This window comes from Nitrosospira sp. TNL300 (genome assembly GCF_055385915.1).
Window position 1 is genome coordinate 352,089 of the sequence record NZ_AP041005.1, and the last position, 25,919, is coordinate 378,007.

The 25,919-nt window shown below is 55.5% G+C and carries 21 protein-coding genes; 18 read left to right on the forward strand and 3 right to left on the reverse strand.

Annotated elements, in window-relative coordinates; genetic code table 11:
• Positions 1-4: 4 nt before the first annotated feature.
• Complete coding sequence (locus ACZ5BW_RS01620) at positions 5-754, reverse strand: IS5 family transposase (RefSeq protein ID WP_464541885.1); 750 nt, start codon at positions 752-754, stop codon at positions 5-7.
• 376 nt (positions 755-1,130) lie between these two features.
• Here ACZ5BW_RS01620 and ACZ5BW_RS01625 point away from each other — a divergent pair, with 376 nt between their 5' ends.
• On the forward strand, positions 1,131-2,027 hold the full coding sequence (locus ACZ5BW_RS01625; protein ID WP_464541887.1) for a GNAT family N-acetyltransferase: 897 nt from the start codon (positions 1,131-1,133) through the stop codon (positions 2,025-2,027).
• Positions 2,028-2,112: 85 nt separating this feature from the next.
• Positions 2,113-2,400: a Nif11 family protein gene (locus tag ACZ5BW_RS01630; RefSeq protein ID WP_464541889.1), complete on the forward strand. Its 288-nt coding sequence runs from the start codon at positions 2,113-2,115 to the stop codon at positions 2,398-2,400.
• A 614-nt stretch (positions 2,401-3,014) separates the two neighbouring features.
• Here ACZ5BW_RS01630 and ACZ5BW_RS01635 read toward each other — a convergent pair.
• Positions 3,015-3,611, reverse strand: a complete 597-nt coding sequence (locus ACZ5BW_RS01635) for a DUF2062 domain-containing protein (protein WP_464541891.1) — start codon at positions 3,609-3,611, stop codon at positions 3,015-3,017.
• A 204-nt stretch (positions 3,612-3,815) separates the two neighbouring features.
• The gene (locus tag ACZ5BW_RS01640; protein ID WP_464541893.1) at positions 3,816-4,949 is read right to left on the reverse strand and encodes an RNA-guided endonuclease TnpB family protein; all 1,134 of its coding nucleotides are present in this window, start codon (positions 4,947-4,949) and stop codon (positions 3,816-3,818) included.
• 212 nt (positions 4,950-5,161) lie between these two features.
• On the opposite strand from ACZ5BW_RS01640, the gene ACZ5BW_RS01645 reads away from it, so the two are divergent.
• The 16 genes from ACZ5BW_RS01645 (at position 5,162) to ACZ5BW_RS01720 (ending at position 25,867) form a co-directional block, all read left to right on the forward strand.
• Positions 5,162-7,561 (forward strand): DNA internalization-related competence protein ComEC/Rec2, encoded by a 2,400-nt coding sequence (locus tag ACZ5BW_RS01645; protein WP_464541895.1) that lies wholly within the window; start codon positions 5,162-5,164, stop codon positions 7,559-7,561.
• Between the two features lie 23 nt (positions 7,562-7,584).
• A complete protein-coding gene (locus ACZ5BW_RS01650) occupies positions 7,585-9,834 on the forward strand; it encodes a RelA/SpoT family protein (protein WP_464541897.1) in 2,250 nt (749 codons plus the stop codon).
• Between the two features lie 437 nt (positions 9,835-10,271).
• Positions 10,272-10,715 carry a division/cell wall cluster transcriptional repressor MraZ gene (gene mraZ / locus ACZ5BW_RS01655; RefSeq protein WP_074706155.1) on the forward strand — a complete coding sequence of 148 codons (444 nt, stop codon included), beginning with the start codon at positions 10,272-10,274 and terminating at the stop codon, positions 10,713-10,715.
• Positions 10,716-10,719: 4 nt separating this feature from the next.
• Entirely contained in the window at positions 10,720-11,670 is a 951-nt protein-coding gene (gene rsmH / locus ACZ5BW_RS01660) for a 16S rRNA (cytosine(1402)-N(4))-methyltransferase RsmH (protein WP_464541899.1), read from the forward strand.
• Between the two features lie 58 nt (positions 11,671-11,728).
• Entirely contained in the window at positions 11,729-12,028 is a 300-nt protein-coding gene (gene ftsL, locus ACZ5BW_RS01665) for a cell division protein FtsL (protein ID WP_464574179.1), read from the forward strand.
• Positions 12,025-13,788: a peptidoglycan D,D-transpeptidase FtsI family protein gene (locus ACZ5BW_RS01670; RefSeq protein ID WP_464541903.1), complete on the forward strand. Its 1,764-nt coding sequence runs from the start codon at positions 12,025-12,027 to the stop codon at positions 13,786-13,788. Before ftsL ends, ACZ5BW_RS01670 begins: the two co-directional genes overlap by 4 nt.
• Positions 13,785-15,359: a UDP-N-acetylmuramoyl-L-alanyl-D-glutamate--2,6-diaminopimelate ligase gene (locus ACZ5BW_RS01675; RefSeq protein ID WP_464541905.1), complete on the forward strand. Its 1,575-nt coding sequence runs from the start codon at positions 13,785-13,787 to the stop codon at positions 15,357-15,359. The genes ACZ5BW_RS01670 and ACZ5BW_RS01675 overlap by 4 nt, the downstream gene beginning before the upstream one ends.
• Entirely contained in the window at positions 15,356-16,768 is a 1,413-nt protein-coding gene (locus ACZ5BW_RS01680; RefSeq protein ID WP_464541907.1) for a UDP-N-acetylmuramoyl-tripeptide--D-alanyl-D-alanine ligase, read from the forward strand. Before ACZ5BW_RS01675 ends, ACZ5BW_RS01680 begins: the two co-directional genes overlap by 4 nt.
• Positions 16,769-16,856: 88 nt before the next feature.
• A complete protein-coding gene (mraY, locus tag ACZ5BW_RS01685) occupies positions 16,857-17,942 on the forward strand; it encodes a phospho-N-acetylmuramoyl-pentapeptide-transferase (RefSeq protein ID WP_464541909.1) in 1,086 nt (361 codons plus the stop codon).
• A gap of 10 nt (positions 17,943-17,952) precedes the next feature.
• Positions 17,953-19,407, forward strand: a complete 1,455-nt coding sequence (murD, locus tag ACZ5BW_RS01690; RefSeq protein WP_464541911.1) for a UDP-N-acetylmuramoyl-L-alanine--D-glutamate ligase — start codon at positions 17,953-17,955, stop codon at positions 19,405-19,407.
• Positions 19,408-19,411: 4 nt separating this feature from the next.
• Positions 19,412-20,572 (forward strand): putative lipid II flippase FtsW, encoded by a 1,161-nt coding sequence (ftsW, locus tag ACZ5BW_RS01695; protein ID WP_464541913.1) that lies wholly within the window; start codon positions 19,412-19,414, stop codon positions 20,570-20,572.
• Between the two features lie 19 nt (positions 20,573-20,591).
• A complete protein-coding gene (gene murG / locus ACZ5BW_RS01700; protein ID WP_464541916.1) occupies positions 20,592-21,665 on the forward strand; it encodes an undecaprenyldiphospho-muramoylpentapeptide beta-N-acetylglucosaminyltransferase in 1,074 nt (357 codons plus the stop codon).
• A gap of 63 nt (positions 21,666-21,728) precedes the next feature.
• On the forward strand, positions 21,729-23,210 hold the full coding sequence (gene murC / locus ACZ5BW_RS01705) for a UDP-N-acetylmuramate--L-alanine ligase (protein WP_464541918.1): 1,482 nt from the start codon (positions 21,729-21,731) through the stop codon (positions 23,208-23,210).
• The gene (murB, locus tag ACZ5BW_RS01710; protein ID WP_464541920.1) at positions 23,211-24,257 is read left to right on the forward strand and encodes a UDP-N-acetylmuramate dehydrogenase; all 1,047 of its coding nucleotides are present in this window, start codon (positions 23,211-23,213) and stop codon (positions 24,255-24,257) included.
• Positions 24,247-25,167 carry a D-alanine--D-alanine ligase gene (locus ACZ5BW_RS01715; RefSeq protein WP_464541922.1) on the forward strand — a complete coding sequence of 307 codons (921 nt, stop codon included), beginning with the start codon at positions 24,247-24,249 and terminating at the stop codon, positions 25,165-25,167. Before murB ends, ACZ5BW_RS01715 begins: the two co-directional genes overlap by 11 nt.
• Positions 25,157-25,867: a cell division protein FtsQ/DivIB gene (locus ACZ5BW_RS01720; protein ID WP_464541924.1), complete on the forward strand. Its 711-nt coding sequence runs from the start codon at positions 25,157-25,159 to the stop codon at positions 25,865-25,867. The genes ACZ5BW_RS01715 and ACZ5BW_RS01720 overlap by 11 nt, the downstream gene beginning before the upstream one ends.
• The last annotated feature ends 52 nt before the right edge of the window (positions 25,868-25,919 follow it).

Genomic DNA, 25,919 nt, shown 5'->3' on the forward strand with positions numbered 1-25,919 from the left:
CGTTTCACATTGGTAGCCAGAGGATCATACAGGCCATGGCTACCACACTCTCGTAATTTCTCTTCAGCTTGTCGAATCGTGATGCTACGGCTCGATAATGCTTCAAGCGGGCAAAGGTGTTTTCCACCAAATGCCGATAACGATACAATCCTCTATCCAAATCTGCATTGCCTTTGAGCGAATTACGCTTCCTGGGAATGACTGACTTTACCCCTTGCGACTCGATGGTTTCGCGGATTCGCTCGCTGTCATAGCCCTTGTCCGCGATGATCGTTTCCACCTGCGGGAGTCTGGCAATCAGCTCCGGTGCCACCGTGCAGTCATTGACTTGTCCCCCGGTGATTTCAAATTCAATCGGGAGACCATGGGCATCCACTGCCAGGTGAATCTTGCTGGTGTTGCCTGCCCGACTTTTCCCGATTGCTTCATCCTCACTACTGGCAGCCCCAGCGCTATGCTGATGTGCCTTGGCATAACTACCATCGATAAAAGTCCACTCCAGGTCAGGTTCAACCACGAGCGCCTTGAAAATCTCGATCCACTTGCCTGCGGCAGACCAGGCATTGAAGCGCTTGTAAATTCTGTTCCAGCAACCAAACACCTGGGGCAGATCTCGCCAGGGACAGCCTGTACGTATCCGGTAAAGCATAGCCTCGACGGTCATGCGCAGATCAGGCTTGTCGTATATGGTCTTCTGCAGCAGAATCTTATGCAGCTTCGACCAATGCTCGTCACTGAGCAGCAATCGGGGCATCGAAAACTCGTGTTGTTACTGTATGAGAGCTTTAACAATACGGGTTTTCTTCCTAATCACAAAACCTTAGATCAAAACGTCAACAGGCCCTAGCCAATCAACTGACCATCCCGAACTTTCGGTAACGCTTGTTGGAGATTCAATCAAAATCGTAAATCTAGATAAATTACCAAAAGACAAAAGGGAATTTACTGTTGATCTAAATTTGAGAAATCTTGAAAAGAAGTTTGTGAAAATCACGGCTGCTCCTGGGATAAAGGGTGATCCTGCACCTATCCCTGCCGAGCTATCCCTCGATGTGGTTTCTTCAAAATAACTTTTATCATTTGAAACTGAAACAGCAAATAATGTGGAATCGAACAAGTACGATTTCAAAATGGATATGGTTGAGTATTCAGTACTGACTAGCCTTTCGGATATCCGGCAATTTCGAGACTTCACATTTCCGATGTATCGCCCCAGATTAGAGATTAACGGAAGCGCGTATTTCGCGAATATTCTAATTGGCGCAACGATTGAGGGCATCCCGATTGGTCTTGCTTATACGACAATTAATTTGCACAAGCCAGGGGCGGAGTTATTCTCAGTATATGTCGATAAAAGTTACCGCAACCAAGGCATTGCTACCACATTAATCGAATGCTTATGTAAGGAATTGGCCATTCGAAAAGTTCCATCTGTCAGTGCGGTCTATATTACGGGGCAACCGACAACAGCGGCGTTAGAACACGTCTTCGTGAAAACAAAATGGTCTATCCCAGTGACTCGCATGCTGGCATTAAACTTCAACCTCAATTCCATTAGAGAATCTCATATACTAAATCTTCAGAGGTTGTCTAAAGGGTATTCCATCTTGCCCTGGATTGAGGTGCCAGCGGAAGAGCGTGCTCGGCTCATATCATCTCAAGAACGGGAGCATTGGATAGCGAATGACCTTATTCCTTTTGATTTCGAGTACAACTGTGAGCCTGTTACAAGTATTGCCTTGCAATATAGGAATAAGGTGGTTGGGTGGTGTATTACGCATAAAATCGGTGAAGTATTACGTTTTACCTGTTCTTTCATTCACCGTGATTTAGCCAAGCGGGGGATGGGATTAGTCATTTTTAGCGAAGCTATCAAGCGAATGTCTGCTATTGGAGTCACTAAAGGAATGTTCGGAATCCCACTCCATCATTCCGGGTTTGCATCTTTTGCCCGACGCCGACTACGTCCATACTGCACGTTTTTCGGCGAAACGCGGGGAGTTATAAAATCGTTAGAAAGCCGTTGAATGCAAGCAAGATTTAGAGGGGAAGATGATAATAATCTTTCGTGAATGACTAATTTTTGACATATATAGAAGAGGAGGATCGAAAATGTCTAAAGATAATATTGACAGGTTTTACGAGGAAGTTAAAAACGATCCAAGCTTGGTTGCAAAGTTAAGGGAAGACACCTTTGATATTAATCGTTTTATTGGTAATGCAGTGGAGGAAGGGCGTAAGCTGGGTCTCGAATTTAGTGAAGAAGAAGGTAGGGCTTGGTTGCATCAAAACAGCCCCCGGGTGAAGGACGACCAGATTAGATTGCTTAAGAGTCAGGATGAACTTTCGGATATGCAAATTGAAGCATTTCTGAGCGGCAAACCCCTTGATTTGCGGTAGTTCCGATCAATTGTCCATGGGTTTTCCCGGCCAGCTGAACTCGATTTGATCTGTAGCCGCTGCCGAAAACCTGTAACACCACGCGATGCACGGGGGGCTCCCAGCGCCACTTCTGGTTATTTCAAAAGTTCGCCCTGAATCGCCGCAGTACGGTGCGCAGCGCCAGCATACGAGTGAGTTTTTCCGAATGCAGAGGCTTCGGTTCATCATTTTTGCTCTTCCTGCAATCCCTGTTCCTTTGCCTTAATTGAATGACAGCCTCTTCATGTCCTTCTTGGGGATCCGGCCCTGCTCGATGCGGAGATTCCCTTCGTAGTCGAGGACGGTGGGGCGGGCGATCTCAAGACCATCGAATAAGGGTCGGCCAGCGATTCACTCAATGCATCCAATTCCCATTGAATACCCGCGGCCTTCTCCTCGAGCCCCAGTAGAATTCTCCGCTCTCGTCCTCATCCTAAGCTTCGTTTCAGCCTCCATGCCTTCGAGAGTTCTGTTTCCTGCGCCTCCATTCTGGCTTGTTCCTCTTCTGTGGCTTCCGACTGACTATCCACATCTGCACGAATCCATCCTGCGGAATAATCGAACGTGGCATCCATAGCTGTAATGGCTTTGCTCTATCCGCTATCTCCATCCATTCCACCCATATTCTGCTCATTCTTCTGTCTACGCCGTTTTGCGCGCTTGCGCCATTCATAAATCGCGAACAAACGCCATCCGGCGCGCACTGCAAAATAGCCCGTTGAAGAAAGTAACAGAGCCAGCAGCAACATTCCGACCAGCAAAGGCTTGCCGAGTGATACGACCCAGTCGATCAGGGCAGGCCCCCACTCGCTGATACTTTTATCCATGAGGTGCAATCCCACTTCAGGCATGCCGTTCGACGTACCTCCCGTTACAAAAGCGCCGATTTCGTAGGCAGCCACATAGATCGGCAGAATGGTAAAGGGATTGGAATAAAGCGTCGTTATGACTGCTACAGGAAGGTTGACCTTGAAGGCAACGGCGAATAACGCGGCAAAAAAGAATTGCACAGGATTGCTCCCTGGGATAAGGCCGGTGAACAATCCGACGGCAAAGCCGCCAGCGACTGACCTCCGATGCAGGTGCCAGAGATTGTGATGTTGCAGCCGTTCTCCGAAAAGGGCAACAAACCGGTTGTGCCGGATGGTTTCATGGGAAGGCAGGTATTTTTTGAAAAATTTTCGAAACACAGGGGTGGCATGAAATATATACAGGGACAGGAGCCAGGGAACCCCGATAAATCCTCCGGTTCGACCAGCGACAGGCTTCCTTGATACAAACATACACCACTTGGTCAGCCGAAGCTACGGCCATATGAAATTCTGCGTGCGTTGACATCCTCCCCCCGTCTGAAGACGGAGGATCCCACTTCACAGAACCTTGCCTATTCACATTTACATGCAAACAGGACTTACAGTTTCTCCATGGGCTGACACCGCCAGTCCGGCGGCCAAAACATTGCGCGCTGCATTGATGTCGCGGTCGTGGACACTGCCGCATTCCGGGCAAGTCCATTCGCGCACCTTCAAAGGCATGGCCTTTGCGGTATGTCCGCAGTCACTGCATCGCTTGCTGCTCGGATACCATTTGTCAATGCCGATCAGTTCGCGTCCATACCAGTGCGCCTTGTACTCAAGCTGCCGCACGAATTCAGACCAGCCTGCATCGCTGATCGACTTCGACAGGCAGCGGTTCTTCTGCATGTTGCTGACAGCGAGACTTTCAATGGCGATCACTTGGTTTTCGTTTATCAGCCGTGTCGAAAGTTTGTGCAGGAAGTCCCTGCGGGAATCGGTAATCTTCGCGTGCAGCCGGGCTACTTTCAGTCTGGCCTTGCGCCGGTTTGCGGAGCCTTTCTGTTTTTTCGCCAGCCTGCGTTGCAGCTTTGCCAGTCTGGTTTCATTCCTGCGGAATGTGTTGGGCGAAGCAACCTTTTCGCCGGTCGAGAGGATGGCGAAGTGAGTCAGGCCCAGATCAATGCCAACCTTTCCGACTGCTTTGTTCCTGGCGGTGACTTGATCCGTGCAAAGCATGGACACGAAATAGCGGTTGGCCGTGTCCTTGCTGACCGTGACGGTGGAAACGACAACCGCTTTCGGGATGGTGCGCGAGAAGCGGATATTCAGAGATTTGTCCATCTTCGCCAGCTTCAGTGCTTTGCCGTCCCATTTGAACGCGCTGGTCGTGTACTCAGCCGCCTGGGCGCCGTCCTTGTGCCTAAATGCCGGGTATCCGGCGCGCCTGGCAAAGAAGTTGGAAAAAGCGGTTTGCAAATGCCGCAGGGATTGCTGTACCGGGACGCTGGAAACCTCATTCAACCAGGCATGCTCAGGAGTTTTCTTGAGTGCCGTGAGCATTGCGGAAGTCTCGTTGTAGTTGACCTTCTCCATTCGCTGAAACCATGCGTCAGTGCGCTGGCGAAGCATGTGGTTGTAGGCGAAACGCGCGCAGCCGAACGTTCTGGCAAGAACTTCCGCTTGCTGCGGCGTCGGGTAAAACCGGAATTTGTAGGCACGTTTAACTTCCATTCAGGCATTTTACAAGAAATACCTGAACCTTGTAACAATCACGCAATTCCTCCCGCGACTGAAGTCGCGGGTTTCCTTGCGAGGATTCTATGAAAAAGCATTTGTGAACGCGACGCTGTCACCTGCCTTGTCTGTTTTCTCCGGCTTCTCCGACGTTTTTATCCTGGCTACCGGGGCCGCCTGTATGCTCTACTGATGGCAGGAAATCGCTGATGCGACTTTGTATTCTGGCATTTGTTGCAGGAGTAGTGCTGCTGCAACAGCAGCCGCTGCTGCCAGCGCTTGCAGGTGCGTGGGCTCTTTTCCCCGGCGTGGTGTTCGGAATTCTGCTATTTCGCTGCCGCGCTCCTGTTTTTGCTCGCATCGGCAAGATGCTTTGGGTTTGCCTTTTCCTGGGAGCCGGCTTTTTCTGGGCGGCTGCTTTTGCGCAATGGCGTTTGAGCGACGTGCTTCCGCACGAATGGGAAGGGAGAGATATACAGATAATTGGCGTAGTTGCGGAGTTGCCGCAAACTGGCGAGAACAGTGTCCGCTTTACTTTCGATGTAGAGCAGGTCCTGACGGAGAGCGCAATCGTGCCCGCGCGCCTTTCTCTTTCCTGGTATAACGAGCGCGGGAGCGGCTTCGCATCAGGACCTTCAACACCTTCCCTCAGCGCTGGGGAACGCTGGCGGCTTACTGTACGGCTCAAGCGCCCCCATGGAACTGCCAATCCGCATGCTTCCGACTTCGAGGAGTGGGCGCTGGAGCGCAACATTCGAGCCACAGGCTATGTGCGCAAGGATGACGAAAATAGACGCTTGGAGAAAGTGGTGGAGCGTCCCGCTTATCATGTCGAGCGTTTGCGCCAGAATATCCGCGATAATTTTATTGCTGCACTCCCCAGCCATGCTTATGCCGGGATCCTGGTTGCGCTGGCGGTGGGGGATCAGCGGGCGATTCCGCATGAGCAGTGGCAGATATTCACGCGGACCGGAATAAACCATCTCGTCAGCATATCCGGCCTTCATATCACCATGCTGTCGGGACTTGTGTTTACGATGGCATACTGGCTGTGGCGCAGAAGCTATCATTTGACGCTGCGGCTGCCAGCCAGGAAAGCCGCAGTTGTAGCTGGGCTGGTGGCAGCGCTCGGTTATACGCTGCTGGCCGGTTTTGCGATTCCGGCACAACGCACGCTCTATATGCTTGCTGCGGTCGCCGTTGCCCTATGGCTCGGCCGTTCCATTGCAATGACCACAATCCTGGCCTTGGCATTGCTTGCAGTCGTGGTTCTCGATCCGTGGGCAGTGCTTTCACCCGGCTTCTGGTTATCTTTTGGCGCCATGGCGGTAATCATGCTGATATCTGTCGGCCGCATCGGCAGACCGCACTGGCTGAGTAGTTGGGCAACGGTGCAGTGGGCCATAACCCTGGGCCTGATACCTCTTTTATTGGCGATGTTTCAGCAGATATCGCTGGTTTCCCCAATCGCCAATGCGGTGGCGATTCCACTGGTGAGTCTTGTCGTGGTGCCGCTAACTCTGCTGGCAACCCTGCCGCCCCTCGATTTTCTGTTGATACCGGCGCATGCAGCGCTGGACAGTTGCATGACCGTGATGCAATGGCTGAGCGATGCGCCTCAGGCCGTGTGGAGCCAGCAAGCACCGCCTTTCTGGGCAGTAGCCGTGGGGGTGGCAGGCATTTTCTGGACGCTGTTGCCTGGAAAGTGGGGATGGCGACTCGGCCTCGATACCGGTTTTCCTGCTCGCTGGCTCGGTCTCATCGCCCTGCTGCCGATGTTTCTGCTGCCTCTCCCGAGGCCGGAGCAGGGGGAGCTGTGGCTGACCGTGCTGGATGTCGGTCAGGGACTGGCGGTACTGGCGCGTACGGAAAAGCACACGCTGCTCTATGATACGGGCCCTGCCTTCACGTCCGAGGCCGATAGCGGCAGCCGCACCATCGTTCCATTTCTCCGCGGGGAAGGGGTAAGGCATCTGGATGCAATGATCGTCACACACGCCGATTCGGATCATAGCGGCGGAGGGTTGTCCGTGCTGCAAGCGGTACCTGTGGAATGGCTCGTCTCATCGTTGCGCGACGATCATCCCATGCAACAGGCCGCTCTCAACAGGCGCCGGTGCAAGGCGGGACAGTCGTGGGAATGGGATGGCGTTCGCTTCGACATGCTTCATCCGGCGGAAGAGAGCTACAATGACTCCCGCCTCAAGAGCAATGCCTTGAGTTGCGTATTGAAAATTACCACCCGGCATGGCAGCGTGCTTCTGCCGGCGGATATCGAGAAAAAATCCGAATATCAATTGCTCAAACGCTATGGGGAAGCGCTTTCCTCAACGGTATTGATTGCTCCTCATCATGGAAGCAAAACTTCTTCCACCGAGGAGTTCGTGCGCAAGGTGAACCCGCGGCTGGTAGTATTTACCGTAGGTTACCGCAACCGTTTTGGCCATCCGAAGGAGGAAGTTGCGGAGCGGTATCGGTCGGCGGGAAGCAGATTGTTGCGCAGCGATGCCGATGGCGCCATATTGCTGCGCTTTGCCGGTAATGACCTTGCCGTGGAGCGATGGCGCGTGCGGCGGATGCGTTATTGGCACGATTCAACAACGTTTTAACCGGAAATAAAGATAAAGCAGTTATGAAAGGACACGAGGACCCGGTTGAAAAAGGCCGCTTCCATACTCACCACACCCGTTCCATGAACGCTTTCTCCCTCATTCCCGGAAAAGGGGACGAACCTTTCCGGCTCCAGTCCCCGGGTTCAATCTTCTCCCCGGCAGAAATCGACCTGCTCCGGAGAGCGCAAGCTTTTTGCGAACCACTCTATATAGATAAAAGCCTGCCTAACGGTGAATTGCTCTCTTCGCATGTAGATGGAGTCGCGGCGATTCTTGCCGGATTGCGGGTGGACAGCGATACGCTGGCAGCAGGAGTGCTTCATGCAGTTCCCGGGTATCTGGAGGAGTATGAAGAAGAATTGGCAACCGCTTTTGGTCCGACGGTCGCTCATCTCGTGGAAGGTGTGAGGCGCGTCAGCCGAATCCAGGGGTTGCGATCAGCAAGCAGCACGGACAATATCGGGAACGGCAGCGCGCAGATTGAAGTATTGAGGAAGATGCTGCTCGCGATGGCGGAGGACATCCGGGTCGTGATCATCGCCCTGGCCGACCGGTTGCAGACGATGCGTTACGTCGCTGCCAGCAATATTGCCGGAAGATGGGAGGCCGCTGAGGTCACCCTGAACATTTTCGCGCCTCTCGCCAATCGACTGGGACTGTGGCAAGTGAAGTGGGAGCTGGAGGATTTGTCGTTTCGGATCACTGAACCCGAACGCTATAAAAAAATCGCCACGTTACTGGAGGAAACCCGCCGCAGCAGGGAACAATATATCGCGCTGGTGGTTGACAAGTTGCAAAACGAACTGCATCAGGCCGGGATCAAGGCTCAAATCACAGGACGTCCCAAGCACATTTACAGCATTTACAGAAAAATGAAACGCAAGGGGGTGGACTTCAAGGAAATCCAGGATACCCGTGCCGTTCGCATTCTCGTGGACGAAGTCAGGGATTGTTACGCGGCATTGGGGTTGGTGCACAATCTTTGGGTGCCGATCCCCAAGGAGTTCGACGACTATATTGCCAAGCCGAAAGGCAATGATTACCGGTCGCTGCATACTGCGGTAATCGGCCCGGAAGACAAAGTGGTCGAGGTGCAGATCCGGACCCATGAGATGCACCGTCATTCGGAAATGGGGGTCGCTGCGCATTGGCGCTACAAGGAAGGTGCAAAGCGGGACGCGCGGTATGAGGAAAAGATCGCCTGGTTGAGGCAGATACTGGAGTGGAAGAATGATGTCGAGGACGCGGGAGAACTGGCTGAGCATTTCAAGGTTGCACTGTTCGAAGATTCGGTCTATGTACTGACGCCGCAAGGGAAGGTGATCGCACTGCCCAAAGGAGCTACTCCCGTGGATTTTGCGTACCATGTGCATAGCGACCTGGGGCACCGTTGCCGGGGCGCCAAGGTGGATGGCATCATGGTGCCCCTCGATTACCCGCTGCAAAATGCGCAAAGGGTGGAGATCATTTCGATCAAGCAGGGGGGGCCTAGCCGCGACTGGCTCAACCCTGCCCTGGGTTATATCAGGAGCCAGCGCGCCCGGACGAAAGTCAGGCAGTGGTTCAGCAGTGAAATGCGTACTGCTTCCCTCACACAAGCCCGGGCTTTGGTGGAAAAGGAACTGCAGCGCCATGGCATGACTGCGATGAGCCTGGATAAGCTGGCAGTCGAGTTCAAATTTGCCAGACTTGATTCCTTTCTTGCAGCCGTTGCAAGGGGGGATATCAATGCGCGCCAGCTATCGGCATTCTTGAGCGGGGAGACCGAACCTGGCCTATCCGTTCCCGAAACGCCAGTCATCAAAAAGCAGACCCTCACCTCGGAACTCCAAGGAGACGTACTCGTCGTCGGGGTCGATAAGCTGCTCACCGTACTGGCAAAGTGCTGCAAGCCTGTACCCCCTGATCCCATCATTGGTTTTGTCACCCGCGGACGGGGAATCACCATCCACAGGGCAGGTTGCGCCAATGTGTCTCGCTTGTCAGGAGAAGGCGCGGCGCGCCTCGTCAGTACGCAATGGGATTCATCCAAAGATGCGAGTTACGCCGTGGAGGTGGAGATCCGGGCGCAGGACCGTCAAGGATTGCTGAACGATATTTCGAGTGTTCTGTCGCGCGAAAAAATTGATGTCGTCGCTACCCGCGCCCATAGCCGCGACCTGAACGCCATCATGCAGTTCGTGATCAGGATTGGCAACGTGGATCAATTGCGGCGTGTTCTCGGGTTGATAGCAAGCGTCCCCGGAGTCATATCGGCATCGCGCAAATAAACATAATTCAAGTTCCGGCGACGCACCATCAGCACTCCGATACTCCGCACAGCAATTGATCGCAACCAGACCAATGGCAGCAGGTTCGCTCGCAGTTCCCCCAGCAGATGGAGTCAAACGGCCAGGGAAGACAGGTGCGATCGTCACGCACTATGCAGCCATCGCCCGGTGGAGTGCACGGCCGCGGAGCAAGCCGTTCCATCAGGACGGCAGCAACGCTGCGACCAACCGCTGGACCTCTCCCACCGACAGCTTGCAACCGGAACATTTATCTTTTCCCATAGTCGAGACCGGAAATTCCCATACTCCCCTACCTTTTATAATCCCTCATTCTCTTCCTTGACTTTGGCTTTTTTTTTAACTACAGTGGGTAAAAGTGGGTAGAAGTGGGAGACGATTTTCTGCAGTTTTCCTCCGTAAAGTAAAGAAAGGGAGCAATGTTTCGCGGTGGGACACCTGTCAGTCTGGATAACAAGGGTAGACTCGCCGTGCCTGCAAGATACCGGGAGACGCTCATATCCCTTTGCGCAGGTCATCTGATTGTCACTGCCGACCCATCCAAGTGTTTGTTGATTTATCCTCAGCCCGTATGGGAGCCCATAGAGCAAAAGCTCAACAGTCTTTCCAGCTTTAATCCACAAACCCGCAGTTTGCAGCGGCTTCTCGTTGGCAATGCCTGCGATGTGGAGATGGATGGCGCCGGTCGCATTCTTGTGCCTCCCTCTCTACGGGCATTTGCAGGCTTGAACAAAGAGGTGGTTCTGGTGGGACAAGGTGCGAAATTCGAGTTGTGGGACAGCGAAAAATGGAACCTGCAGATGGAGAGCGCGCTCGCGTTCAGAGACGGCATTCCCGAAGAACTCGAAGGTTTTTCACTGTAATTTTGTGGCTGAGGCAGGGAAGCATACTACTGTTCTGCTACAGGAGGCGGTGGAAGCGCTGGCACTCAAGCCGGATGGGATATATGTGGATGGGACATTTGGTCGAGGCGGACACAGCCGGCTGATACTGGAGCGCTTGGGGAAGAGCGGGAGACTGATCGCGTTCGATAGGGATCCGGCCGCTTGTGCGGTTGGGCGGAATTTTGGAGATGAACGCTTCTGCATGGTTCACAGCAGTTATTCCAGGTTGCAGGAAGTGCTGCGGCAGTTGAATGTCGGTCAGATCGATGGGGTATTACTGGATCTGGGCGTGTCGTCACCGCAACTCGAGGACACCACACGCGGCTTCAGTTTCAGTATGGAGGGACCGCTCGATATGCGCATGGATACAACAGAGGGGCAGACAGCAGCTCAGTGGTTGGCTTCGGCGTCGGAAGTCCAGTTGGAAGAGGTGATAAGAGAATATGGCGAAGAGCGGTTTGCTAAGCAGATTGCAAGAGCGATTGTTAAGGCTAGAGCGCGACAACCTCTCGTCACTACCGGTCAACTTGCCGCGATCGTGGCAGCGGCCATACCCGCGCGCTCGCGTGAGCCAAAACAGAATCCGGCGACGCGTACCTTTCAGGCCATCCGGATTTACCTCAATCAGGAGCTTGAGGGGCTGTCGCTTGCCTTACCGCAGTGTGTCGAGATGCTGAAGACGGGTGGCCGGCTGGTCGTCATCAGTTTTCACTCGCTGGAAGATAGAATAGTGAAGCGTTTCATACGTGAAGGAGCGAATCCCGACAAACTGCCGAAGCACCTGCCGCTGCGCGCCGACGAGGTGCGGCGTTTCAGCAGGGCAAATCTGCAGAGGGTTGGGAAGGCGGTACGGCCCGGCGTGGCGGAGGTCGAATGCAATCCTCGCGCTCGCAGCGCGATAATGCGTGTGGCGGAGCGGATAAACACCACTTAGGGGAATCTCGTTGCGCGTTTTTGGTTGATGAGAGGTCGGTGTGATCAGAATAAATATTTTGTTGACCTTAATTCTCGTCGCTTGCGCGCTGGGTGTTGTGACTTCACAGCACAAGGCGCGCAAGCTGTTTGTGGAACTGGAGAAGGAGCAGCAGCTGGCGAGGCAGCTGGCGGAGGAATGGGGGCAGTTGCAGCTTGAGCAAAGCACCTGGGCGACGCATGCCCGTATTGAAAAAATTGCCACGGAGCAGCTGCGGATGCGCCTGCCGGACCCCAAGCTTATCCAGACCATACCCCTGAGTCATCCCGTGGGGGAACCTGTCGATTCGACCGACTCCAAGGAAGCATCGAAATCATGAAAGCCAATCAAAAGCCGCCTGTTATCCTGCCCGCGAAGCGCTCACGCCTCCTGGTGGGTTTATTGTTGCTTGGATTCGCTGGCCTGGCAGGACGCGCTGCTTATCTGCAGGGAATGCACAACGGGTTTTTGCAGCAGAAGGGTGAATCGCGTTATGGCCGTGTGCTTGAAATGAACGCAAACCGGGGAATGATCACCGATCGTTACGGCAAGCCCTTGGCGATAAGCACTCCCGTGGAATCCGTATGGCTGAGTCCACAGGATGTGGTTGCCACCCCCGAGCAGTTAAGCAGTCTCGCGGGTCTGATCGATATGGACGCGGATGAGCTTCACAAGCGCCTGGATGGGCTGGCAGGAGTTTCCCAGGGTTCTCGGGCAGCGTCCAGGCGCGATTTCGTATACCTGAAGCGGCATTTGTCGCCAGCCGTGGCGGCCGGCATCGTCGGACTGAAAATCCCGGGCATATTTCTCAAGCGCGAGTACCGGCGCTACTACCCTGCGGGAGACCTGACTTCGCACGTCCTCGGGTTCACCGATCTGGACGACAGGGGGCAGGAGGGTATTGAACTGGCCTGGCAGGATGAGCTTGCCGGAAAACCGGGAAGCCGTCGAGTCATCAAGGATCGCAAAGGCCATATCATCGAGGACGTCGAAAGCATCCGCGCACCGAAGCCGGGACAGAACATGGCGCTGTCGATAGACAGCAGGATACAATACCTCGCCTACCGTGAATTGAAGCAGGCCGTGGAAACCCACAAGGCCAAGGCTGGCGGCCTGGTGGCCCTCGATGTGAAGACTGGCGAAGTCCTGGCCCTGGTGAATCTCCCGACCTACAACCCGAACAACCGGTCCAACAGGAATAGCGCGCAGTCGCGTAACAGGGCTGTCACCGATATATTCGAGCCGGGTTCCACGCTCAAGCCGTTCACGGTAGCGGCAGCGCTGGAAGCAGGGAGAATCACCCCGGACACTGTATTTCAAACCGCGCCGGGTTCATTCTCCATAGGTAAGGCGACCATACGTGATGCGCACAGGACAGAGGCCTTGACTGTCACGCAGGTGATCCAGAAATCCAGCAACGTCGGTTCAGCAAAGATCGCGCTGTCGCTTCCGCCGCAGACACTGTGGGAAATGCTGAATGGAGCAGGATTCGGAGAGTTGCCTGGCTCCGGCTTTCCGGGTGAGGTGAGCGGCAAGCTGCGGCCTTATAAAACCTGGCGTCCCATCGAGCAGGCGACCATGTCGTATGGTCATGGCATTGCGGTGAGCCTGATGCAGCTTGCTCGCGCTTATATGATTTTTGCCGCGGAAGGTGAAATAAAACCGGTATCGCTGCTGAAGCTCGACTCGGCTCCCGTCAGCAAGCGCGCGATTTCACGCGACACAGCGCTGGCCGTGAGCCGTATGCTCGAGATGGTGGCGCAACCAGGCGGTACCGCTCCGCGGGCGCAGGTCAACGGGTATCGGGTGGCGGGGAAGACTGGAACCGCGCACAAGCTGGAAGGCAGAGGCTATGCAAAAAACCGCTATCTTTCGACCTTTGTCGGTTATGCGCCCGTCTCGAACCCGAGATATGTCATTGCAGTGATGCTGGACGAGCCGTCAGCTGGACAATATTACGGGGGGACGGTGGCGGCGCCGGTTTTCAGCCGGGTGATGCACGGCCTCCTGCACATGCAGAATGTGCCGCACGATGCGCCGGGCGGCAATACGACGTCCCTGACAGCCGCTCCTCCCAAGGACAACAAGGGTGATGTATGAGCCTCAGGTCGGGGAGGAGGATATCGGAATATCCCGGCGGCTCCGAAGCCGGTTTTGATTTCCATGCGCTTGACCGGCTCGGGGCCAGGATGGAGCATCTTGCGGTTGACAGCCGCACCGTGAAGCCGGGGGATACTTTTCTGGCCTATCCCGGAGAAAAGACGGATGGACGTAAATTCATTCCGCAAGCGATAGAGCGGGGTGCCCGCGCAGTAGTGTGGGAACGCGACAGCTTTGCGTGGGATCCGCAATGGAAAACACCTAATCTGCCAGTCTCGGATTTGAAATCCAGGGCGGGATTCATCGCAGACTATCTGTATGATCATCCCTCACAAAAGCTATGGCTGATCGGAGTGACGGGAACGAACGGCAAAACCTCCTGCAGCCACTGGATTGGCCAGGCGATGGCGGCACTGGATCGTAAAGCCGCGGTCATCGGCACGCTGGGATCCGGTTTTCCCGGAGAAATGGAATTTTCTGCAAATACCACCCCCGATTCAGTGTTATTGCAAGCTAAAATAGCTAATTTTTTGCGGCGCGGCGCGGAATGCGTGGCAATGGAAGTCTCGTCACATGGGATTGTACAAGGACGGATAAACGGAGCGACGTTTGCAGTTGCCATGCTTACCAATCTTTCCCGCGATCACCTCGATTATCACGGCAACATGGAAGTGTACGCAGCTGCCAAGGCGCGACTGTTTCATTGGAGCGGGCTCAAGTATGCCGTGCTGAACCTCGATGACGCATTTGGCGTGCAGCTTCTGCACGATCTGGAAGGAACTGGAATCGGCATGATCGGCTATGGGTTTGCCGATACAACAATCGCGCATCCTAATCCTGGCCTGTTCAGGATGGTATGGGGGCGCAATCTCAGGGCAAGCATGGCGGGACTGGAGTTCGACATTGAATTTGAAGCGGAATGCCTGAAATTTAAAACGGAAGTGCTGGGCAGCTTCAACGCTTCCAACTTATTGGGGGTGCTCGCTACCCTGCTTGCAAGCGGTATCGTTTTCGCGGAAGCGGTTCGAGCCTTGCAGGAAGTCCAGCCTGTAGCAGGACGCATGCAGCAGATAGGTGGGGAGGGAGATGAGCCTCTCATCGTTGTGGATTACGCTCATACTCCGGACGCCATGGAAAAGGTATTGACCACGCTGCGGGAAGCGGTGGACGCCGGTTTCCCTGGCGGGAAGCCGGGGGCGGGATCAGGAAGGCTTGTCTGCGTATTTGGCTGCGGGGGCGAGCGCGATCAAGGCAAGCGTCCCTTGATGGGGGAGGTGGCGACTCGATTGGCTGACGAAGCCATCATCACCAGTGACAATCCACGGGGCGAGGATCCGGATTCCATTATTCGTGACATCGCCGTGGGAGCTGCCGCCAATCATCGCATCGAGAAGGATCGGGCCGGCGCGATCTATCGCGCGATACAGGGCGCGTATAAGGGCGATGTCATATTGATCGCGGGTAAGGGGCACGAAACCTGGCAGGAGGCAGGCGGTAAAAAGTTTCCTTTCAGCGATGCAGAGGTCGCGAGAAGAGCATTGATGACGGAGAAGACGCAGGCGCGAATATGATGAGTTTGCAGAAGGCGGCCCAGGTTATGTCCGCAACCCTGGCCGGGGCCCAGCACGATCGACCGGCTGCTGGAAAGATCGATTTTACAGGGGTGAGCACGGATAGCCGCGCACTTGCGCGGGGTGATCTGTTTGTCGCTTTGGTCGGCCCCAACTTCGACGGTCACGATTTTATCGTCCAGGCACGGGACAGGGGCGCAACAGCGGCCCTGGTGCAGCAGGACAGGCTGGCCGGGAATCAGGAATACGGGATTCCCCTGATACAGGTGCAGAATACCCGGCTGGCATTAGGACAACTGGCGGCATACTGGCGCGAGCGCTTCACCATACCGCTGGTCGCAGTAACGGGAAGTAATGGCAAGACGACCGTAAAGGAGATGATCGCCTCTATTTTAAGGCGCGACGCGGAGGCGGCGGGGGGGATGGAGACGGATGCTCCAGATGCAGTACTGGCAACCCAGGGCAATCTCAACAATGATATAGGCATGCCGCTCACGCTTTTGCGATTGCGTGAGCGGCATCACTATGCCGTCATAGAGATGGGCATGAACCATCCGGGCGAAATCTCATACCTTACCCGCCTTGCAAAGCCTTCGGTGGCGCTCATCACCAATGCCGGCGATGCGCACATTCAGGGACTTGGGTCAGTTGAAGCAGTAGCCCGCGCAAAGGGTGAAATCTTCGAAGGGCTCAGTCAGCAGGGAATAGCGGTTATCAATGCAGATGACCCGCACAATGGGCTGTGGCGTGAACTTGCGGATGGCAGGCAGATAATCGATTTTGGTCTGAAGAGCAAGGCAAAAGTGAGCGCAGGCTACAAACTGGCTTTTTCCGGCGCGCAAATAACACTGATTTTACCTCAAGGGGTCGAGGAGGTGACTCTGCAGGTGCCAGGCGAACATAACGTGCGAAATGCGCTGGCAGCTGCGGCTGCGGCCGTAGCCGTCGGTGTACCTCCGAAGACGATCGCGTCGGGATTGAGCGCATTTGGCGGAGTGAAAGGAAGAATGCAAAGAAAATGTGGTGTGCGCGGCGCAACGCTGATCGATGATTGTTACAACGCCAACCCCGACTCGGTACGGGCGGCCCTGGCGGTGCTTGCAAGGGCGGAAGGTAAGAAAGTCCTGGTGCTGGGGGATATGGGAGAACTGGGCGACAAAGGAAGAGAGTTTCATGAACAGATCGGTGACGAAGCGAGAATTGCGGGGATAGACGAACTCATGGCTTTGGGAGATTTGAGTGCGTACGCGGCGGAAAAATTCGGCAGCGGAGCCCGCCATTTCAGAAAAATGGAGGATCTGTTGGCCGATATAGAAACGCTGCCCGGGCCGGACGTCACCCTGCTGATCAAAGGATCGCGTTTCATGCAGATGGAGCGAGTCGTAAAGCGTCTGGAATCCGGGTTATGAGTTTACGGATCGTGAATCAGGTTATGGACGTCATGGTCTTCTTCGGAGATTCTGGTAAATCCCGGAATATTTCACCCGGATGCCTGTCATGCTGCTAGAGCTTGCTCAATGGCTTGCCAGGGACATTCGCCTGTTCAATGTGTTCAGTTACATTACATTGCGTACCGTTCTGGCCGCGCTCACCGCGCTGGTAATCTCGTTTATTGTAGGCCCGACGATGATACGGAAACTTACTGCCTACAAGATCGGCCAGGCAGTGCGCGATGACGGTCCCCAGACACATCTGGTCAAGGCAGGAACGCCCACCATGGGTGGAGCGCTGATACTCGTCTCTATCGCCATTACTACCTTGCTCTGGGCGGATCTCAGCAATCGCTACGTGTGGATTGTTCTGATTACAACCCTGGGTTTCGGCATGATCGGTTGGGTGGATGATTACCGCAAGGTGGTATATCGCAATCCGAAAGGGCTTTCCGCCAGGGCGAAGCTTTTCTGGCAATCGGCCATTGCGATCCTGGTGGCGCTCTACCTGGTGCTGACGGCCGAACTGCCCGCGCAGACAACCCTGATCGTTCCCTTCTTCAAACAGGTTGCCGTTCCGCTTGGTGTGACAGGATTCGTGGTGCTCGCCTATTTCGTCATCGTCGGTACCAGCAATGCGGTAAATCTGACCGACGGGCTGGATGGCCTCGCTATCATGCCTACCGTAATGATCAGCAGCGCCCTGGCGATTTTTTCCTATGTGGCCGGCCATGCGGTATTCGCAAAGTATCTCGGTATTCCTCATATCCCCCAGGCCGGCGAACTCGCGGTTTTCTGTGGCGCTCTGGCGGGTGCAGGTCTTGCTTTTCTGTGGTTTAACGCTTATCCGGCGGAAGTCTTCATGGGAGATGTCGGAGCGCTTGCCCTGGGCGCGGCACTTGGAATCGTGACAGTGATAGTGCGACAGGAAATCGTTATGCTCATCATGGGAGGCGTGTTTGTAGTGGAAACCCTGTCGGTCATGTTGCAGGTGGCTTCATTCAAGCTGATCGGCAAGCGCATTTTTCGCATGGCGCCGTTGCACCATCATTATGAATTGAAAGGCTGGAAGGAAAACCAGGTAGTGGTCCGGTTCTGGATCATTACCATGATGCTGGTGCTGTTCGGTTTGTCTTCCCTGAAGCTGAGATGAAGTTGAAATCATGAATCTGCAAGGCAGAACTGTCTTGGTGCTCGGCCTCGGAGAGACCGGCCTTTCCATGGCAAAATGGTTGTTTCGGCGGGGAGCGCTGGTGCGAGCAGCTGATACCCGAAACGAGCCACCGGGTGTGAAGGCGTTTAACAGCGCGCTGCCGCAGGTGGAGGTTTTTGCAGGTTCCCTGGCTGCCAGAGCCTTTTCCGGCGTGGATTTAATCGCAATCAGTCCTGGTCTGCCCCTGTCGGAGCCTCTTGTGCAGCAGGCGCTGAAAGAAGGTACCCCGGTGGTCGGGGATATGGAGCTTTTTGCCTGGGCGGTTAGAGATGCGGGGATTTGCAGGCCAAAACTCATTGGGATTACCGGCTCCAATGGCAAAACCACGGTGACCGCCATGACGGGAGCAATGTTAAAAAAAGCGGGGTGGGACGTCGAAGTGGCGGGAAATATCGGTCCTGCGGTCCTGGACGCATTGATGCGCCGGGAAGATACAGGAAAAATGCCGCAGGCGTGGGTGCTGGAGCTTTCCAGTTTCCAGCTGGAAACTACAGAGAGCCTGGGGCTGGATGCAGCCGCGGTGTTGAATGTAAGCGAGGATCATCTGGACCGCTACGCGGGAATGCAGGAATACGCCGCTGCCAAGGCGCGGATATTTCTCGATGGCAGCAACGAGACCGGCGCTGGAGGCAGGGGTGACAGCAGGCGCGTGCAAATCCTGAATGGCGATGATCCTCTTGTCCGGCAAATGGCGTTAGCGGGGAGACCACACGTCACTTTCAGCCTCGGCATGCCACAAAGTGACCGCGATTTCGGTTTGCTTCGGGAGGGTGGAGACACATGGCTGATGCGGGGAGACGCACGTCTAATGAAAACCAGCGAACTCGCCATTACTGGCCGGCACAATTGTGCAAATGCGCTGGCGGCACTGGCGCTATGCCGTGCCCTGGCCGTCCCGTTTGATCCTTTGTTACAGGCGCTCCGCGAATTCAGGGGTTTGCCGCACCGGGTTGAAAAAGTGGCCACTTTCAGTGGCATTACCTTCTACGATGATTCAAAAGGTACTAACGTAGGTGCAACGGTGGCTGCTCTGAAAGGTCTTGGGCAACCGGTGGTTTTGATTGCCGGCGGAGATGGGAAGGCGCAGGATTTTTCGCCCCTGGCTGCGCCGATAGGCGAGCATGGGCGCGCAGTGGTGCTCATCGGGCGGGATGCGGAAAAAATTGCAGTGGCGATAAATGCGTGCGGAGTGCCTCTGCATCGTGCTCAAACGATGGAAGAGGCGGTTCGGAAAAGTTTTCAGCTGGCGCGGAAGGGCGATGCAGTCCTGATGTCGCCGGCATGTGCAAGCTTCGATATGTTCGACAACTATGTGCATCGGGCAGAGGTGTTCGTTGCGGCGGTAAAAAGCATCCACGCCACATGTGCAGGCGGCAATTCAGCTGCGGTTGCAGGATGGCATTGATCAGATGATTTATCGGTACGGTACCGGAAAGCAGAAAGTTCTGTCTGCGGATTTTGACCAGGCGCTGATCTGGACAGCCATACTCTTGCTGAGCCTTGGGCTGGTGATGGTTTATTCCGCCTCGATTTCGATTGCCGAGGCTGAGGGCAGCGGTTACCCGACCTATTTTCTCATCCGGCACGCTGCCTATGTCGCCGCGGGTTTGCTGGTGGCCGTGGTTGCGTTCCAGGTCCCTATGGAGTCGTGGCAGAAATATTCTTTCCACCTGTTTCTGCTTGGTTCGTGCCTGTTGGCACTGGTGCTGGTTCCCGGCGTGGGCCGTGAAATCAACGGCAGCCGGCGCTGGATATCCTTGCTGGTGGTGAACCTTCAACCGTCGGAGTTCATGAAATTGTTCATGGTGATTTACGTCGCCAATTACACGGTGCGCAAGGCCGCCTTCCTGGGAAGTTTTCGCAAGGGCTTTCTTCCCATGCTGATCATCACGCTCATCGTGGGGGCTCTCCTGCTGCTCGAGCCGGACTTTGGCGCCTTCGTTGTCATTACCACTGTCATGATGGCGATATTGTTTCTGGGAGGAATGGACCTGAAACTATTCGCCGGGTTGATTGGTTTCCTGATTGTCGGGCTGCTTGCCCTGGTCTGGAATGCCCCTTATCGCATGCAGCGTTTCTTCGGATTTCTGGATCCCTGGGATGACCCCTACGGAAAAGGATACCAGTTGAGCCATGCGCTGATTGCATTCGGACGCGGTGAATGGCTGGGCGTCGGCCTGGGCGGAAGTGTCGAAAAGCTTTTCTATCTGCCGGAGGCGCATACCGACTTTCTTCTGGCTGTGGTTGCAGAGGAGCTCGGTTTCGTCGGCGTCCTGATCGTGCTGGCGTTGTTTGTCTGGGTAATTGCACGCGCGTTCATGATCGGCCGCCAGTCGGCAGTCAGGGGACGTCATTTTCCCGCACTCGTGGCGCAAGGTATCGGTGTATGGCTGGGAGTGCAGACATTCATCAACATGGGCGTGAATATGGGAGTGCTCCCGCCGAAGGGACTCACCCTGCCGTTGATGAGTTTCGGCGGCAGCAGCATAGTTGCAAGCTGCCTCTCGCTGGCGGTGCTGCTGCGCGCGGATTGGGAAAACCGGCAGTTGGCGAGAGGTTATCGGATATGAAAAATACAGGAATGGCATCTTGAGCCATACGATTCTAATTATGGCGGGAGGAACCGGCGGACATGTATTTCCCGGTCTTGCCGTGGCGGAGTATTTGAAGCGGGCCGGGTGGCGCATAGTCTGGCTTGGAACTGAGGGGGGAATGGAAACAACGCTGGCGCGGCAGCAGGGGCATACCCTGGAGACGATTCGCTTCTCCGGATTGAGGGGGAAAAACATTCGCACCTGGTTGTTGCTGCCCGCGCGTCTATTGCTGGCATTCTGGCAAAGCGCAAGAGTAATACGGAAGGTTCGGCCGGACGTGGTGTTGGGCATGGGCGGCTATCCCGCGTTTCCCGGGGGAATGATGGCTTCGCTGCTGGCGCGGCCGTTGCTGATACACGAACAGAACTCCATTCCGGGACTCGCCAACAGAATCCTCTCGAGACTCGCCGACAGGATATTGCTGGGATTTCCCGACGCGATCAAAGGTGAAAAAAAAGCGGTGTTTTGCGGCAATCCGGTGCGTGACGAAATCGCCAGGCTGGCGCCACCTGCACAGAGGTATGCATTCCGCAGCGGAAATATCAAGCTGCTGGTGGTAGGCGGCAGTCTGGGTGCTCAGGCACTGAATACCATTGTACCGCAGGCATTGAAGCGGATACCTGAAGGGATGCGTCCGCAGGTGACGCATCAGGCGGGGACCCGGCATCTGGAAGCGCTGAAGCAGAATTACTTCGAAGCGGGAGTGGAGGGTGAACTGGTTACGTTTATCGATAATATGGCGTCCCGCTATGGAGAGAATGATCTCGTGATCTGCCGCGCGGGCGCGCTCACCGTCGCGGAGTTGGCCGCGGCGGGTGTAGCAAGCATTCTGGTGCCTTTTCCCTATGCTGTGGATGATCATCAGACCACGAACGCAAAATTTTTGAGCGGGAAAGGCGCTGCGATATTGCTGCCGCAGAGCCAGCTGACTCCCGAAGGACTGGCAGAGCTGTTGATGGGTATGGGCAGGGACCAATTCATGGAAATGGCGTGCCGGGCGAGAGAGTTGGCGCAACCCGATGCTACCCGGTGCGTGGCCGAGACGTGCATGGAAATGGTTGCAGTTTAAGGTGATCATGTTTCCTTCGTCTTACAGCAGTTGCACTTGCTTTATGTGTAAACAACGAAAAGTATGAAACACAAAGTTAAGCATATTCATTTTGTGGGCATTGGCGGGTCCGGCATGAGCGGAATCGCCGAAGTACTGCTCAACCTGGGATACAAGATCAGCGGCTCCGATATACATGATAGTGTGACCACCCGGCGACTGAAAAAACTGGGCGCGACAGTTTATATCGGTCACGCGCGCACTCACGTGGCATCGGCGGATGCAGTCGTAACCTCGACCGCGATTCTGCCCGATAATCCGGAGGTTCTCGCAGCACGGGAGAGCAAAGTGCCAGTGGTTCCACGCGCTATCATGCTGGCCGAACTGCTGAGATTGCGGCAGGGGATCGCCATCGCAGGTACGCATGGCAAAACCACCACCACCAGCCTGATCACCAGCGTGCTGGCGGAAGCGGGCATGGATCCCACATTCGTTATCGGCGGCCGGCTGGAGGCGGCGGGTTCCCACGCGAAGCTGGGCCGTGGCGAGTTCATCGTGGTGGAGGCGGATGAATCCGACGCTTCATTCCTCCACCTGCAACCCGTGCTGGCGGTGGTCACCAATATCGATGCCGACCACATGGATACCTACGAGCATGATTTCGGCAAGCTCAAGCAGGCGTTCGTGGATTTTGTACAGCATCTGCCTTTCTACGGCATGGCGGTGCTGTGCGTGGATGATGCTCACGTACTCGAGATCATGCCGGCTATTACCAAGCCTGTGACCACGTACGGGTTATCGGAAACCGCGCAGGTGCGCGCCGCGGATATTCGTCACAGTGAAGGTCAGATGCACTTTACCGCTCTGATAGGGGTTAACGGCAAAACCCGGAAACTCAAAATCGTGCTGAATCTGCCTGGTCTGCATAACGTGCAAAATGCGCTGGCGGCAATAGCCGTGTGCAATGAGGTTGGACTGCCGGATGCTGCCATGGTCCGGGCTCTGGCGGACTTCAAGGGGGTTGACCGGAGATTCCAGCGTTACGGCGAAATTCCCCTGACTGATTCCGAAACCGGCAGAAACGGAAGTTTTACCCTGATCGATGACTACGGCCACCATCCCGTGGAGATGGCGGCCACAATTGCCGCAGCGCGCGGCGCGTTTTCGGGGCGCCGTCTGGTATTGGCGTTTCAGCCGCACCGTTATACACGCACGCGCGACCTGTTCGAAGATTTCGTCAAAGTTCTATCCACTGCCGATGTACTGCTCCTGACAGAAGTTTATGCCGCTGGCGAAGCCCCCATAATTGCCGCAGACAGCAAATCGCTCGCGCGGTCGCTGCGCGTGCTCGGCAAGGTGGAGCCCATCTTTGTCGAGCGAGTGGACGAACTGGAGGAGGCAATTCACAGCATCGCCAGGGATAAGGATGTGGTGCTGGTAATGGGAGCAGGATCAGTGGGAGGAGTGGCTCCCACCCTTTCCCGGGATTCGCAGGCTGAAGCTCGCCTGCCGGTCAGTCCGAAAGAAAACAGGGAACCCGCAGTGCTTTTGTTACAGGGCTCCTGAATGGATATGTCAGAAATCAACCTTTCCCTTGATTATGCCAGCGTTCGTGGCGAGCTGCGCCATAATCAGCCGATGAAGAACTACACTTCCTGGCGCGCGGGCGGGAGCGCGGAGCGCATCTTTCTGCCGGCGGATTTGGGTGATTTTGCGGCGTTTCTGCGCGGTCTGCCCGGGAATGAACCGGTATATGTGGTGGGGCTTGGCAGCAATCTCCTGGTACGCGATGGCGGGGTGCGGGGCAGTGTCGTTGTACTGCACGCCCGCCTGAACGATTTGCGATTGGAACAATCCGATGCGGGCGAGATGCTGATTTATGCCGGCGCAGGGGTGGCGTGCGCCAAAGTCGCCCGGTTTGCTGCGCTGCAGGGGTTGGGGGGAGCGGAGTTCCTGGCAGGTATTCCCGGCACCGTGGGCGGCGCATTGGCAATGAATGCCGGATGCTATGGGGCCGAAACCTGGGACATCGTCTCGAGCGTGCAAACTATGGACCGCTCGGGGGAGTTGCACAGACGATCGCCCGGGAATTACGAAATTGGCTATCGGCACGTGGCGTTGAAGGCAGAGGGGAGCGCCGGGAACCAAAAGGCTGGCGGCACAGAAAACATCCCTGACAATTCTCTGGTGGGCGAATGGTTCTCGGGCGCGTGGTTCGCGCTGCCGCGGGACGATGCAGCGTCAGTTCGGCAGAAGATCAAGGAGTTGCTTGCCCGTCGTATCCAGAGTCAGCCTTTAAACCTGCCTAATGCCGGGTCCGTGTTCCGCAATCCGGAGAATGACAAGGCGGCGCGGCTCATCGAGTCGTGTGGACTTAAGGGGTTTCGTATCGGTGGCGCCATGGTTTCGCCGCAGCATGCGAATTTCATTGTGAACACCGGCGGCGCTACCGCCTCCGATATAGAAGCGGTGATTGCTGCGGTACGTGAAACCGTAAAAAAGCAGACTGGCACGGAACTGAAACAGGAGGTGCGCATTATAGGGACCCCCGCCAGACGTGAGTTGCGTGTTTCCCGGACTGCGTACAGGAAGGATGGTGGATATGGCGGGTAGTCATGACTTCGGGAAAGTCGCGGTTCTCCTCGGAGGGCGATCAGCGGAGCGCGAGATTTCCCTTGAAAGTGGCAAAGCCGTACTCGATGCCCTGCGCCGCTGCGGAGTGGACGCTCATCCATTCGACCCCTCCGAACAGCACATGGATGCGCTTTTGCAGCAAGGGTATGCGCGTGCTCATATCGCCCTCCATGGCCGTTATGGCGAAGATGGGACAGTCCAGGGTGCGCTGGAACTGCTGGGGCTTCCCTATACCGGGAGCGGCGTGTTGGCCAGTGCCTTGGCGATGGACAAATGGCGCACCAAATTGCTCTGGCAGTCCGCGGGCATCAACACGCCGCGCCATATCCTGCTCGATGAGCAGAGCGATTTTGATGCAGTGGTAAAAGAGCTCGGCCTGCCGCTGATTGTAAAACCTTCGCGAGAGGGTTCCACCATTGGCCTGAGCAAGGTAAGGAAGGCAGGGGAAGTCGCCGCCGCATGGCGGCTAGCTGCCCGCCATGATGCCATGGTGCTGGCGGAGCAGTTTATCGAAGGAACCGAACTCACGGCTTCCATTCTCGGAGATGTTGCGTTGCCGCTGGTGCGAATTCAGGTCGAGGGTGATCTGTACGACTACGAAGCCAAATACCTGTCGGACAAGACGCAGTATTTCTGCCCGAGCGGGGTGTCCGAGGAGCAGGAGTGCGTCATTCGGAAACAGGCGTTGCAGGCGCACAGATTGTTGGGCTGCGAAGGTTGGGGAAGGGTGGATTTGATACTGGACAGGTCGGGCACTCCCTATTTCCTCGAAGCGAACACTTCACCCGGGATGACCACACATAGTCTCGTTCCCATGGCGGCAAAAACGGCAGGAATATCGTTCGAGGAACTGGTACTGAAGATACTGGAACTGGCCCATGTGGGATAACCATCAGGCATTGAACCAGGTGGCGGACTGGCTGTTCACGCTGGCGGGACTGATAGCGATCTACCTTGTGGTCCAGTGGACGATCCATCTGCCGCTGCTGCCTCTGAAGGAAGTCAATATCAGGAGCAACAGCGGCAGCGGCGAACTGAGGCACGTGACGCGAGAACAGGTTTCTGACGCAGTTCATCGCGAAGTGGGAGGAAATTTTTTAACCATTGATCTTGAGGCTGCGCGACACACGTTCGAAAAACTGGCGTGGGTAAGGGTGGCAAGTGTTCGGCGGATCTGGCCGAATGGGCTGGACGTAGTGGTCGAGGAGCATGTGCCGCTGGCACACTGGGGCCCCAGTGCCCTGGTCAACAGGCAGGGAGAGATATTCAATGCTACATCGGACGAGCCGATGCCGATATTTGAAGGACCAAGGGAGAGTGTTCGTGAAATGGTGCATCAGCATGCAGTTTTTACCAGATTGCTACAGCCGTTGAAGCAGGATGTCGAGCAGATGGAACTTTCACCTCGGCGTGCATGGCGGGTTCGCCTTGGGAACGGAACGATACTGGAGCTCGGGCGAGAGCACCTGGAGAAGCGATTGGAGCGCTATGTACAGACACACGATCTGGTCGCAGCGCGATTGAATCAACGTTTGAGTTATGTAGATTTACGTTATGTCAGTGGTTTCGCAGCGCGTGGAACGCGATAGCAGTGAAGCTCCTCAGGAGCAGACAGGCAGGATTTCCGGGAATCCCGTGGAG